General features: G+C 40.3%; 12 protein-coding genes. 10 read left to right on the top strand and 2 right to left on the bottom strand.

Annotation, left to right across the window (positions count from 1 at the left end):
* Positions 1 to 6 precede the first annotated feature (6 nt).
* The 6 genes from FFM66_RS00470 (at position 7) to FFM66_RS00445 (ending at position 5817) form a co-directional block, all read left to right on the top strand.
* Positions 7 to 1563, top strand: coding sequence for a pilin N-terminal domain-containing protein (locus tag FFM66_RS00470; RefSeq protein WP_137604702.1), 1557 nt, complete (start codon positions 7 to 9; stop codon positions 1561 to 1563).
* Positions 1564 to 1676: 113 nt separating this feature from the next.
* Positions 1677 to 2849 (top strand): class C sortase, encoded by a 1173-nt coding sequence (locus FFM66_RS00465; RefSeq protein ID WP_137604701.1) that lies wholly within the window; start codon positions 1677 to 1679, stop codon positions 2847 to 2849.
* Between the two features lie 17 nt (positions 2850 to 2866).
* Positions 2867 to 3244 carry a hypothetical protein gene (locus FFM66_RS00460; RefSeq protein ID WP_137604700.1) on the top strand — a complete coding sequence of 126 codons (378 nt, stop codon included), beginning with the start codon at positions 2867 to 2869 and terminating at the stop codon, positions 3242 to 3244.
* Between the two features lie 255 nt (positions 3245 to 3499).
* Positions 3500 to 3880, top strand: a complete 381-nt coding sequence (locus tag FFM66_RS00455; protein ID WP_048604273.1) for a type II toxin-antitoxin system RelE/ParE family toxin — start codon at positions 3500 to 3502, stop codon at positions 3878 to 3880.
* A 4-nt stretch (positions 3881 to 3884) separates the two neighbouring features.
* Positions 3885 to 4205, top strand: a complete 321-nt coding sequence (locus FFM66_RS00450; RefSeq protein WP_048604272.1) for a helix-turn-helix domain-containing protein — start codon at positions 3885 to 3887, stop codon at positions 4203 to 4205.
* Positions 4206 to 4638: 433 nt separating this feature from the next.
* Positions 4639 to 5817 (top strand): glycoside hydrolase family 3 protein, encoded by a 1179-nt coding sequence (locus FFM66_RS00445; RefSeq protein WP_137604699.1) that lies wholly within the window; start codon positions 4639 to 4641, stop codon positions 5815 to 5817.
* A 49-nt stretch (positions 5818 to 5866) separates the two neighbouring features.
* Here FFM66_RS00445 and FFM66_RS00440 read toward each other — a convergent pair whose 3' ends face one another.
* Together FFM66_RS00440 and FFM66_RS00435 are read right to left on the bottom strand one after the other, a co-directional pair.
* Entirely contained in the window at positions 5867 to 7618 is a 1752-nt protein-coding gene (locus FFM66_RS00440) for an ABC transporter ATP-binding protein (protein ID WP_137604698.1), read from the bottom strand.
* Positions 7611 to 9326: an ABC transporter ATP-binding protein gene (locus tag FFM66_RS00435; RefSeq protein ID WP_137604697.1), complete on the bottom strand. Its 1716-nt coding sequence runs from the start codon at positions 9324 to 9326 to the stop codon at positions 7611 to 7613. Before FFM66_RS00435 ends, FFM66_RS00440 begins: the two co-directional genes overlap by 8 nt.
* A 190-nt stretch (positions 9327 to 9516) precedes the next feature.
* Between FFM66_RS00435 and FFM66_RS00430 the strand changes: the two genes are divergently transcribed.
* The 4 genes from FFM66_RS00430 (at position 9517) to FFM66_RS00415 (ending at position 13803) form a co-directional block, all read left to right on the top strand.
* Positions 9517 to 10287, top strand: a complete 771-nt coding sequence (locus FFM66_RS00430; protein WP_137604696.1) for a putative ABC transporter permease — start codon at positions 9517 to 9519, stop codon at positions 10285 to 10287.
* 206 nt (positions 10288 to 10493) lie between these two features.
* Positions 10494 to 11657, top strand: coding sequence for a 3D domain-containing protein (locus FFM66_RS00425; RefSeq protein WP_137604695.1), 1164 nt, complete (start codon positions 10494 to 10496; stop codon positions 11655 to 11657).
* 327 nt (positions 11658 to 11984) lie between these two features.
* Positions 11985 to 12845: a hypothetical protein gene (locus FFM66_RS00420; RefSeq protein WP_137604694.1), complete on the top strand. Its 861-nt coding sequence runs from the start codon at positions 11985 to 11987 to the stop codon at positions 12843 to 12845.
* A gap of 28 nt (positions 12846 to 12873) precedes the next feature.
* Positions 12874 to 13803 carry an LCP family glycopolymer transferase gene (locus tag FFM66_RS00415; RefSeq protein ID WP_137604693.1) on the top strand — a complete coding sequence of 310 codons (930 nt, stop codon included), beginning with the start codon at positions 12874 to 12876 and terminating at the stop codon, positions 13801 to 13803.
* Positions 13804 to 13819: the final 16 nt, after the last annotated feature.

Genomic DNA, 13819 nt, shown 5'->3' with positions numbered 1-13819 from the left:
AATAAAATGAAAAATCTTAAGACAAAAATTTGGGCATTATTGGGTACGCTTGTAATGTTGTTGCCATTTGCTCTAGGGTTAGGCGGAATGAATGCATCGGCGGCAACAGTAGAAGGAGACCCAGATACAGTTACTGTTAACCTGCATAAACTAAAATTTATGACAGAAGTAACAGATGAAAAAAAAGTTGTGAATGACGGTAGTCAATTAGATTTATCCAAATTCCCCGGTAGTCAGCCATTGGCAGGAGCTGGGTTTACAGTCTATGATGTTTCAGTGGATTACTATGACAAAGTAAAAACAACGACACCCGAGGATATCATGGCTGAGTATACTTTAACAAAACCGACAAATGCAGCATTGGTAAATGGATTTGATAAAGAAGAAATAACAAATGATGCTGGATTGGCCACATTTGACGGGCTACCAACTAAAACGACAGATGGACGTTATGCTATTTATTTATTCGTTGAAACAACGACACCTGAAAGTATGAAAGCTGGTGCCGAAAACATTATGGTAGCTATGCCATTTTATAATCCTAATTCTGACACACCAAATGAACCATTAACGGAAATTAATCTTTATCCTAAAAATGTGATGGAAAACTCATCTATTAAAATTAAAAAAGTTGCTACTTTTGCTGAAGGGGCAGGAGTACCCGACGCACAATTTCAAATAGCTACCTCAGATGGTACAAAGTACTATACGGGCACTGCTACAAATGATATTGCAGATTTTGGTGATACTGCGGGTGAGAAAGGAACTTTAACAACAGACAATCAGGGACAAATTACGGTTTCTGGATTACCAGATGGTTCCTATAACCTTATTGAAATTGCAGCTTCAACTGGATTTGTTACTCCTAGTGGTGAGGATGCAAAAACACCGTTTACAATTGTTGATGGCAAATTATCTGAAAAAAATGGAATTTATCATGCGATAGATAATGTTGATTTAGGTTTTCCTGTTGGGTTTACGATTAGCACAAATTATTTAGAAAAAGATACGATCATCGTTGAAAATATGCTTAAAAATGATACTGCTAACTTTACTAAAGTTGATGTAAATAATACGGGTAAAAAATTGCCTGGAGCAGATTTTCTAGTTATCAAAGATAAAGCGTCGACAGACAAAGTTCATTTGATGAAAAAATCAGAAACTAGTCTTTTAGAAGGTGAATATCCATACGCTTGGTCTGATGAAGTAAGCAATTTAAATGAAGAAGAACAAAAAAATTGGTCTGATTATGTAGTAACCTCCGATGAAAAAGGTAATATTGCTGTTAAATCTTTGAAGGTAGGGTCTTACTTTTTACAAGAGATCAAAGCTCCAGATGGGTATGTATTACCAAGTGGAGAAGCTGCTTTTACAAATTTTACGATTACTCCTGTTCCTGATGAAGAGCAAGTAAAAGTTATACCCGAAATCGCGAACCAACCAAAAGGAATCCTTCCTTCAACTGGTGGTATGGGAATCATTGCCTTTGTCGTAGCTGGTATCGTCCTTGTTGGCGGGGCAGTCATCTACTTTAATAAACGTCGTCAAGAAACAGAAGCGTAATCAAAAACTGATTCGCCCAATGAAATGGATGTAGAAAATCGTATTCATCTCTCGTAAAGCCGGGATAAATTCTTATCCCGGCTTTATACATAGTAGAAAAATAGGTGGTTTCCATGAAAAAGCGTAGATTTAGAATACTCGATGTTGTTATGGTTCTCATTTTAGTCGGAGGAATTGGGATTTTTGCGTACCCTTTTGTGGAGGATTCACTAAATGACTACCTTGCACAACAATTGATTACCCACTATCAAAAAAAAGCCAATGAAAAAAATACCGCAGAAGTAAACGAACGTCAGAAAGAAATGGAGGCAGAAAATAAAAAAATTGCAGAAAAACACGCGCTTCCCGGATTGACTGCTTTTAATAATGCTGTGGATGCGGAGGCCTTGAAGGATCTCCCTAGCAATTCTTTTTACATGGAGCATATGCTTGGGGTGATAGATATTCCCAAAATCAATGTTAGTCTGCCCATTTTTGATCAAACAACAGATGTATTCTTACAAAAAGGAACCTCGCTTTTAGAAGGCAGCTCTTATCCTACTGGCGGCAAAAGTACCCACGCTGTTCTGTCAGGTCATCGAGGTTTGCCAGAAGCTAAATTATTTACTGATTTGCCAGAATTAAAGGTGAAGGATCAATTTTTCATCGAGATCAACGACCAGACCTTGGCTTATGAAATTGAAAAAATACAAGTGATTTTACCAACTGAAATCGAACCGCTACAGATCCAAGAGGGACGAGATTTGGTCACACTGCTGACCTGTACGCCCTATATGGTCAATACCCATCGCTTGTTGGTAACAGGTCACCGCATTCCATATAGCGAAAATGAAGCGGCAAAGAGTATCAAAGCTATCGATAAATGGAAAAAATTGAAATTTATTTTGTGGCTGGTAGGAAGTTTTGCAGCATTACTAGCTTTGATAGGCTTGATTGCTCATTATCTCCGCTTATTGGCAATCGGAAAACGCAGATATCCAGTTTCTTTTTATATATTTGATGAAGAAGATCAACTGCTCTCAGGCATTGTTTTCTCCTTGAAAACAAAAAACGGCAAACGTCCGGTCTTTCGGAAAAAAGTATCGATTGAAATGATTTCTGACGAGAATGGGTTGGTTGTCTTTCCTGATTTAACGGGTGGAAAATATCGCCTACAAAGTAAGGGCATCGACCTGAAAATACGTGTGAAGAAAGTCAAAGCAAGTCGATTTTATATGAAATTAAAAAAAGGCAAATACATTCTAAAATGGGAACAAGACAGGTATCAGTTGAGGAAGGAAAAATAAAAAAAGGAGGAGTTGGTGTGGCAATGAGATTGGAAAAGAGAAATTATGTCATTCATTTTCCGTATAAGGACCATGCAAAACCGGAATTAAGTCAGACAATCAAGCGAATTGCCGATGTCATTTTTTTAAGAGATTCGGCGTGGCTGTATATTTCTAATGAGCCAAGACAGGTGCAGTTGAAAGTCATTGTTCAAAAAGTAGGCGCTGCACGAAAATTGACCGATATTATTAAAGAGTACGGGCTATCTGCGGAACAAAAAAGTGAAGATATCGAAAAAATGATTGAAGAAGGAAATAGAAAAAAGGGGCATCAAGTAGTGGAACTTCGGCGAGGCATGACGGCTGATTATATTCACTATCTGCTGAATGCAAATTGCTTTTTTCCAGCAAAATAGAAAATGGGTTGTTTTATTTTGACACGAATAGAGCGTCAACTGCGAAGTTGCTACGGTCTATTTTTTTTGCTTTTAATCGAGTTAAGATGTTAGCAATTTTCAAATAAAAATAAAAAAATCACTCCATTGTTCGTAATTATTTGTAGAGAAATGTGAAAACTGCTTTTGAGTAAAGCAATAAAGCGAGAATACTAGACAAGTACTAATTTTATATATAAAATAATATACGCAAGATGCGTATGGTTGGGAGAAAAAATGGGAGAACAAATAATTTTTCACTACTCAAATGCATTTATGAAAGAATGGAAAAAACTTGGTTTGACAGAGGTAGATCAGGAGTATATGGAGAAATTACTACAAAATTTTTTTACTGAACGTGAAAACCACGTTGGTAAAAGTTTTCTGGGTGACCTCATTCAAGGAACCGGCGGAGCAATTAAATGGCGTTTTTCTCCTGAAAAAGTTCCTCATGGAAAGAGTGGCTCTGCAAGGATTATTTATCTAATTCTCGTAGAAAATCAGTATTTCTTTTTAGATGTTTTCAGTAAATCTAAACAGGAGAATTTGAGTGATTCTGAGAAAAAAGAAATAAAAAAATTAATACACCGACTAAAATATAATCAGAAAAGGGAATGAGAAAATGAGTGAGACATTGAAGAAATCTATTGAAGAATTTACTGCTTTTGCAAATGGTGATAGGACCAATATTGAAGTAAGAACCTATGATGTGACAAAAGCACCAAACTTTAATGGAGCTGAGATTAAAGCTGTACGAAAAAAATTGAATCTTTCACGAGCTGTTTTTGCAGATATTTTAGATGTTTCGCCTAGAACAGTAGAACGATGGGAGGTAGATGGAGCGAAGCCGAGCGGAAGCGCAAACCGACTCATTCAATTATTGGACAAGAAACCAGCCATCCTTGTTCAAATCATTAAAGAAGTGAGTGCCAATGAAAATTAAATTTAGTTAGCAATGAAAAATCGCTATTCGGTATTTCTCCACGATAGTAAGGGCAAGACTTGTCAAAAGTTAGAGCGATTTATTTTTTTACTCTTTTTTGAATTTCAACTAATCTAAAATGGCGTCACTGGCTTTCGCCGTTGCGGTCACAATACCCGCGACTACTCCAATAATAGCAATGGTTTTATCCAGAGAGAACAAAATCAGGCAGCACCTTTCTTTAGACTTTGAATCACAAGTGAAATTGCTCATAGGCACCACATCCTTCAAATGGAGTTGCTAGCCGCCATAAATTTTCTCCAAGAATCGTTTACCATACGTTAATTTCATTAGAAATGGGAACAGAGGACTTTCCAAGCTTTCGTGTCACATTATTTTTCGACCTATGGCATAATAAAAGGGTAATAACAGAGCATAATCGTAGGAGGAATCCATGAAAAAAATTGTTATTTTCGGAGGCATCATCATTTTATTATTGGTGGCTGGTTTTTTCTTGTTCCAGTCTTTTAGCCAAGAAAACAAAGAACAAGAAGAAGCATCCTCCACAAAAGTATCGGAAGCTACAACTACTGCAATATCAACCACAGAACCCGAAAAAATTCGAACAGAAAAATTGCTGGAATCCATGAGTTTGGAAGAAAAAGTTGGGCAACTGTTTTTTGTTCGGGTGCCGGAAAGCAATCAAGTGGAAGACATTCAATCCTATCATTTAGGTGGCTATGTTTTGTTTGGTCGGGATACCGAAAATGAAACGGCAGATAGTTTGAAGCAAAAAATCCAAAGTTATCAAGAAGCAAGTGAAATCCCGCTGTTGATTGGTGCAGACGAAGAGGGTGGCACTGTGACACGAATCAGCCGCAACAGCAATTTAGTGGCTTCGCCTTTTCTTTCTCCACAGGAATTGTATGCACAGGGTGGCTGGGATGCCATCACTCAAGATGTTCAGGATAAAGCGGCAATTTTTAAAAATTACGGTATCCAAACTGGGTTGTTTCCGGTAGCCGATGTTTCTACCGATCCGCAATCATTCATCTATGATCGGACGATTGGCATGGATGCGGAAGGAACCAGCCACTATGTGGAAACGGCTGTAACGGCGATGAAAGCGGCGGGCATCGGTTCAACCATGAAGCATTTCCCTGGCTATGGCGACAATCGGGATTCCCATGTGGAAATCGTGACCGATCAACGACCATTAGAAGACTTGCGAAAAAATGATTTTCTGCCCTTTCAAGCGGGCATCAAAGCCGGAGCGGACAGCGTGCTGGTATCTCATAATATTATAGCCAGTATCGATCCGGATCACCCTGCTTCTATTTCAAAAGAGGTTCATAAACTGTTGCGGCAGGAATTGCATTTTCAAGGAGTCGTCATGACAGATGACATGGATATGGCGGGCTTGGCGAATTTTATTTCTCAAGAAGAAGCCGGTTTGACAGCATTGCAGGCGGGAAATGATTTGGTGATGTCTTCCACATATGCGCAACAAATTCCGGTTATTATCCAAGCTGTAAAAGACGGAACCTATTCAGAAAGTGCATTGGATCAATCTGTGATGCGGGTTTTGAAGTGGAAGGAATCGCTAGGCTTACTTTCAGAATCCAGCAAATAAAAAAAACGAACATCTTGTGAGAGCAATCTCCAGATGTTCGTTTTGCTTTTTAAGCTTCAAATTGAGCGTGATACAACTGGGCATAGTAGCCATTTTGTGCAAGTAGAGTTTCATGAGTTCCTTGTTCGACAATTTGTCCAGCATCCATCACTAAAATATGGTCTGCGGCTTGGATCGTTGCCAAACGGTGAGCGATGACAAAACTGGTTCGTCCTTCCATCATAGCCAGAAAAGCCTGCTGGATTTTACGTTCTGTCAAGGTATCAACAGAACTTGTTGCTTCATCAAGAATCAACATTGAGGGCTTGCTAATCATGGTTCGGGCAATCGTCAATAATTGTCGTTGCCCATCAGAAATTTTGATGCCGGATGCTCCAATCAACGTATCCAACTGGTGGGGAAGGCGTTCCACAAATTCCAGCATATAGGTTTGCTTCAAGGCAGAAAAAATTTCCTCATCGGTAGCTTGTTCGTTACCGTAGCGCAGATTTTCCCGCAATGTACTATCAAATAACCAAGTATCTTGCAATACCATACCAAAACTTTTGCGGAGGGTATTGCGTTTGAGTTGGCGAATGTCGATGCCGTCAATCGTGATTTTTCCGCTATCTACCTCATAAAAACGCATCAGCAGATTGACCAGTGTTGATTTTCCAGCCCCGGTTTTTCCCACGATGGCAACTGTTTCGCCGGGATTTGCAGAAAAAGTAAAATTCTCAATCAACGGCGTCTGCGGATCATAGGCAAAGGAAACTTCTTGGAAAGCAACCGCCCCTTCGATTTTCGCTAAGGAAACTGCATCGGGAGCATCTGGTATCTCCGGCAATTGATCGATTAATTGAAAGGCTCGAGACAAGCCCGCCATTGCTGTTTGAATCTGGGTGGTGATGCCGGAAATCTCGATAAAAGGCTTGGTAAATTGGCTGGCATAAATCGTAAAGCTGGAAATAATTCCTACCGTAATTTGGGTATCTCCTGCCAAAAGCAGCCAACCGCCAACAAAACCAACGGCTAAATAGGCAAGGTGATCGACAAAACGGGAGATAGGATTCGTCAAAGAAGAGGAGAACTGAGCTTTTTGTCCACGAAGATTCAACTCTTGGTTGATTGCTTCAAATTGCGTCTGATTGACTGCTTCTCGTTGAAAAGCTTTGACAATTTTTTGGTTGCCGATCATTTCAGTAACAAAACTCGAAATATCACCAACGATTGCCTGTTGTTTGGCAAAGTTCGTTTGAGAACTGCGAGCCACCCAAAAGTTAACGAGAAAAATAATCGGTGTGGCTAGTAAAACCACTAATGTTAAGGAAAAACTCAACCGCAGCATGACGACAAAAGCTACCAACACGACCGTTAAACCGGAAAATAATTGGTTAAAAATCGCAGCCACCGCAATCGAAATCGCATCCATGTCATTGGTGAAGCGACTGATGATATCACCATGAGGCGTTTGGTCATAAAAACGCAGGGGCAATCGGTTCAACTGTGCAAAGGCATCTTTTCGCAATTCCGTCACAGAAAGATACGCCACTCGGTTGCCTAATCGTTGAATGAACCATTGACTGACCACTGTAAGAAGCACCACACTGGCGAATAAAAAGAGAATATGGGAAAACGCCGCAAAATCGACAGCATTTTTGCCAATCAAGACATCAACCGCCTGTCCGATTTGAAAAGTCATATAAACACTGGTTCCACCGGCAACGATTCCCAGCAGTACAGCAAGGAACAGCTCCAAGGGATAGCGCAGCAGATAGGGAAGAAACCGCCGCAAAACTGCCGTATTAAAGGTTTTATTCATTTTCTGATTCCTCCTGTGAGGCAACAATTTCTTGGTATTCCCGCGAACCTTTGAGTAATTCATGGTGGGTTCCTTTTGCCGCAAGAGTTCCTTGATCAAAAACGAGAATTTGATCTGCTGATTGAATGGAGCGGATGCGTTGGGAAATAATAAACAGCGTGCTGGCAGTTTCTTCCTTCAAAGCTTGCCGCAAATTCCGATCTGTTTGATAATCCAAAGCACTCAAGGAGTCGTCCAAAATCAAAATCTCCGGTTTTGCAATCAAGGCACGGGCGATGGTCAAGCGTTGTTTTTGTCCGCCGGAAAAGTTTTTTCCGCCTTCGAAAATCTTGGTGTCTAACTGATTAGGCAATGCTGCAACAAAGTCTTTGCATTGCGCAATTCTCAGCGCCTCCCAACAGTCCTCGTCTGTGGCATCTTTTTTCCCCCATTGCAAATTTTCACGAATCGTTCCGGTGAAAAGCACGGCAGTTTGAGGAACGAGAGCGATTTTTTTTCGCAATGCATCAAGCTGCCACTTGCGAACATCAAGTCCTCCCACTGTTACTGATCCAGCAGACACGTCATAAAATCGGGGAATCAACTGAGTGACAGCAGATTTTCCCCCACCGGTTGGTCCGGTGATGCCGACGACCGAACCAGCAGGAGCAGTGAAGGAAACATTCTGCAACGCTAAACCAAAGGTAGGAGCAAACCGAAAATCAACGTGCTGAAAGATGATAGAGGACGGTTCCTCACTGACTGTACCTGTTTGTGCATTGATTGTCGGTTCAACATCCAAAACTTCATTGATCCGTTGTGCCGAAGCTGCAGCACGGGTAAAAATAATCACCAGATTTGAGACAACGATCAGCGCCAGCAACATTTGATTCATATAATTGACCAGAGCCAAAATTTCTCCTTGTGCCAAATGACCAAGATTGACTTTGATCCCCCCCAGATAAAACACCAGCAAAATGCCAAGGTTCATAATCAAGGTGGTAGCAGGCGTCAACAAAGCGGACAAATTCGTTACCTTGACGGAAATGTCCGCCAATTCATCGGAGGCTTCTGCGAAACGAGTCGTTTCTTTTTTTGTTTGAACAAAGGCGCGAATCACACGGATTCCACTAAGATTTTGGGTAATCCATTCGTTTAGACGGTCTAATTTTTTTTGTACCTGCTGATACAAAGGCACGGTTTTGCGAATGATCCAAAACAAAACGAGACAAAATAAAGGCAGGACCAATAAAAAAATCAACCCGATTTGCCAATCAATGGTGAAGGCCATAATGACTGCCCCCACGCTTAGAAAAGGTGCTCGAACGACTAAACGAATCAGCATAGCCAACGCCAATTGCATTTGGTTGATATCGTTGGTCATTCGAGTGATCAGCGTGTCGGTGCCGAATTTGTTCAGCTCTGCATGGGAAAGAGTATTGATTTTCTTCATTAATTGATTTCGCAGTTCCGTTCCAAAGCCTTGAGAGGCAATCGAAGAATAATATTGACAAATCACCGCACAAATCAAGCCGACAAGGGACATCACAATCATCCAGCCGGTCATTAACCAAACTGTTCGTGGATCGTTTGCCCGAATCCCATGATCCACTAAACGGGCCATCAGTAGGGGCAAAATCAATTCAAAGACGGCCTCTAAGAATTTAAAAAAAGGACCAAGCACGATTTGCTTGCGATAATTTTTTGCGTAGGTAAGTAATTGAAGCATTTTTTCACCTTTACTTTCTCAAAAAGTTATCTTTATTTTAGCATGTAGAAAATAAAAAAAGGATTTTTCTCGAAAAAAAAAGACAGAGGAATGGTTGTCCTTTTTTGATGTAGCAGGTTCCTCCGCTTCTATTCTACAATAGTCCAACCACATACGGTATAATAGAAGAAAACTCAGAAAGGAGAGCACAATGGAAGAATTTATTCGTGTGGTGCTTTTATTTTTTTGTTACTCATTTATTGGTTGGTTGTGGGAAACCGTCTACTGTTCGATCAAAGCAAAACGGTTCGTGTATCGTGGATTTTTGGTGGGACCCATCACACCAATCTACGGGTTTGGCATTTTAGCTGTTTTATACTTTTTACAACCGTTTCATGATAATTTGTTCTTATTATATATCTTTGCGACGGTACTGGTGACGATATTAGAATATGTGACCAGCTTTGGATTGGAAAAACTGTTTCATGCTTCTTGGTGGGATTATCGCGACGTTCCTTTGAATCTCAACGGACGCGTGGCATTGCCGGTTTCACTGTTTTGGGGAATCGGGTGCGTGGTGATTGTCAAATTTGTTCATCCACAAGTTGCGCAAATGGAAAGCTGGTTGGCCGCCCATTTTGGTTTTTATCTCCCGGTGATTTTGATTGCCATCATTATGTTTGATCTGGGCTATACGTTGGCGAACCTTGCTGCCTTCCAAGCGGCTACGAAGAAACTGAATGCGGCAGTCGAGCAGCGAAAGACTGAGTTGAGAGAAAGTTTCGACCAACAAAAGCAGGAAGTTCAACAGCGTTTTGAATGGCTGAATTACTTCAAGGACCATCCTGAATTAAAAGAAGCTTTGCCAAAATTGAATTTTAATCAACGAAGACTCTTAAAAAACTTTTCGCAGTTAAAAATCGAAAATGTGAAAAGTCTGGAAGATATTCGTCAATTAGTCGAAAATCTTCGAAAAAAATAGACCCAATATTACAAAACAATGACAAAGACAAAGTGGAGAAAACAGGTTCATTCTCCACTTTTTTGCGTTTTTCTGAAAAAATTCACGAAATACTCCCCACTTTCAGGTGAAAATGTAACAAATTGTAAAAGAAATGAAACAATATTCGCCAACAAAATTTGTATAATAAGTAGCATTGAGGATAGAAACGAAAGGTGTTGGATTCAGTGAAAGCAAAGAAACTAATGACAGTCTTCACTGCTGTATTAGTAGCAAATTTTGTCGTCCCAGTATTTGCTAGTGCAGAATCTCTTGATTCGTTAAATGAAAAAGAAAGCGCGATTACACAGCAAAGTGATAAAATCAGCGCAGAAGTCCAATTGGCGTTAAATGATGTGAACGATAAATATGCGGAAGTCGAAGCGACGAAAACCGAAATCGCTAAAAACGAAGCAGCATTGACAGATGCCCAAGGGGAAATCAAGGTAACAGAACAAAACATTGAAAAGCGCAAAACTGCGGCTGCCCAACGATTGAAGGATATTCAAGTCAACGGGGGTGCCGAACGGGATTGGACCGCATTATTGGATTCGTCCAATCTACAAGAATTGATTAACCGTGCCTATGCAATGAGTGTTCTGCAAAATGCGGAAAAAGAGAAGATTACCAGTTTAACTTCTGAAAAAGAAAAACTTGAAACGTTAAAAGACAAGGTGGAAAACACCCAAGAAACGTTGAAAGAAAATGAGGCCAGTTTAGAAGCAGATGCAAAAGAATTAGATGATAAAATCGCAAATTTACAAGAACAATTGGCAGAAAATAAAAATATCCTGCAAGAAATCGCCAACAGCAAAGAAGCAGAAGAGTCTCGCTTAGCGGCTGAAAAAGCGGCTGCCGAAAAAGCAGCAGCAGAAAAGGCAGAGCAGGAGAAAGCGGCAGCTGAGAAAGCAGCGGCAGAAAAGACAGCACAGAAGGAAAGCAGCGCAAGTTCAACTAGTGAACCAAGCAGCAGCTCAACCAGTGCCAGCTCAGAAACAAGCACTAGTGAAACCGAAGAGAGTTCATCGAATAATAATTCAAGTAACAATACCGGAAGTACAACTGGTGGTAAGACTATGATGATGGAATCAACGGCCTATTCTTACGCAGAAGCTGGCGCCAGCTATTTTACTGCCAGCGGAACAGATTTGCGGAAAAATCCGCAAGCTGTCGCAGTCGATCCAAGTGTGATCCCGCTAGGAACCGTTGTGGAAGTTCAAGGATACGGAGTTGCCTTAGCGCTCGACACAGGTGGTGCCATCAAAGGAAATATTATTGACGTGCATTTTCCGACCGTTGACCAATGTACAAGCTGGGGACGTCGTCAAGTGAAGGTCACAATTCGCGGATAATCAAGTGAAATTAAGGAAAGCAGTCTATGCCTCGCACGGACTGCTTTTTTCGTGGGAAAACAAAAATGAGAAAAATCTTATTTAAATCTCATTAAAGCTATTTGAATTGGAGAAAACGACTACAAACGTACAATTTCATTAAAATTTTTATGGAAAGTGCAGGTTTTTACAGAAATGCTTGCTAAAACACATGGAAATTCTTTTGTAGCACTTTTTTTTCGCAGCATTCTTGCTTATAATATAAACTAGTGACTTTGCACACAGTAATTTAGGAAATAATAAAATTTAACGAATAGTGAAAATAATTATTTACAAGGAGTGTGTTAGATGAAAAAGCCATTACTGAAGACCGTTGCGGTCGCAGCTGTTGGAGCGAGTGCGCTAGCGGTTTGTTTTTTTGGGTACCGAGTAAACGCTGGCAAGCAATATGATCAAATGGTCACATATGCTCAAACAGCAGTGAAAAAAGAAAGCAGTAAGTTAACAGAAATTGATGGAGAAATCAAAGCCTTATACAGCGACAAAAACTTAGTCTTTTTGCGCAATGGCCTAAAGGATACGGATGTCTCAGTAGTTGCAGCAAATCTGGACGCAGTAAAAGTTTCCGCAGACGAGTTTGGTATTGAAGAAAAGGATATGCCTACAGGGGCAAAAGCAATTGGCGAACAAAAAGAAAATTTAGAAACACAGCTTGACGATGCTGACATAAAATTTAATATCCAAGAAGAAGTCAATCTGCTCTTTACGAAAGGAGTCAGCAATTGGCAAACGGTAAAAAATGACGTCATTATAAAAGATACGCTAAAAGATACTGATGTTGGTGAGATTCGTGAACAATTAAAATTGGTAGAAGGTAATCAGTGGAATGAATTAGTGACGAAATATCTTGATTTTGCTTCTGCACAAATCACACGCAGCAAGAATATCAGAGAATCAATCGCTAAAATGGTGAAAGATGGGAATGTTACAGAGGCTGCCACTTATGATAGTTATCTAAATTTGGTGAATAGTATTGCGCAAGTCCGAAATGAAAAGCTAAAAGCTGACTATCAAAAATCCGCAGACACCATCAATAGCCAATTAGGACTAGGGCTTAGCTCCGAGGCTGAATCTTCTGAAAGTGATATAGACTATGGACAAATGGAGGAAAATATAGAAACCGTTGATACAACTGGAGAAAATTATTAATAAATTTTGATGAGATTGGAGCAATCGCATGTCAAAGGGTAAAAAAATCATATTAGGTGTTTTAGGCGTTATCGTTGCATTGACATTGGTAATCGTCGGCATCGGGGCAAAGGTCTATTTTGATCTTAGTGATTCGGTTCAAAAAACCTATGAATCGGTGGAGCGGCAGACCCAAGATGGGGGAAAAACAGAAACTGCTAATTTGAATCAAAAAGAACCATTTTCAGTTCTGCTATTGGGAATTGATACCGGTGATCTAGGACGTACAGAAGTTGGTCGTTCCGATACTATGATGGTAGCAGCGGTCAATCCAACGAATGAGAAGACCACAATCGTCAGCATTGCACGAGATACCTATGTTAAAATCGTCGGTCATGGCACTGAAGACAAAATCAACCATGCGTATGCCTTTGGTGGTGCCGGGATGTCGATGGATACCGTTGAGAATTATTTGGACATTCCCGTCAATCATTATGTAGCAATCAATATGAAAGGGTTGAAGGAACTTGTTGATGCGGTAGGTGGCGTTGAAGTAGCCAATGAGCAAAAATTCACGCAAGGTGAGTACACCTTTGACTATGGAAAAATTACGCTGGACGGAGACCAAGCTCTTTCCTATTCTCGAATGCGGAAGGAAGATCCAAGGGGAGATTATGGTCGGCAAGAAAGACAACGCCAAATCGTGGCAGGAGTCGCAAAAAAAATCTTATCACTTGATGGTGTGACCAAGTATCAGGAAGTACTTAATGCAATGGAAGACAACGTAAAAACGGATATGAGCTTTGATGACATGAAAAAAATTGCTCTTGATTACCGTAGTGCCTTTGGAACAATTGAGCAAGATCAGATGCAAGGAGAAGGCTTTATGCAAGATGGTATCTCTTATCAACAGGTCAGTGAAGACGAATTAACCCGGGTTCAAACCAAATTGCAAACGCAATTAGGCACTAATAACTAGAGAAAGTGGAGAAAAA

The sequence above is a fragment of the Enterococcus songbeiensis genome (genome assembly GCF_005405265.1).
GTDB lineage: Bacteria > Bacillota > Bacilli > Lactobacillales > Enterococcaceae > Enterococcus_C > Enterococcus_C songbeiensis.
This window is presented reverse-complemented; position numbering and strand designations above follow the sequence as displayed.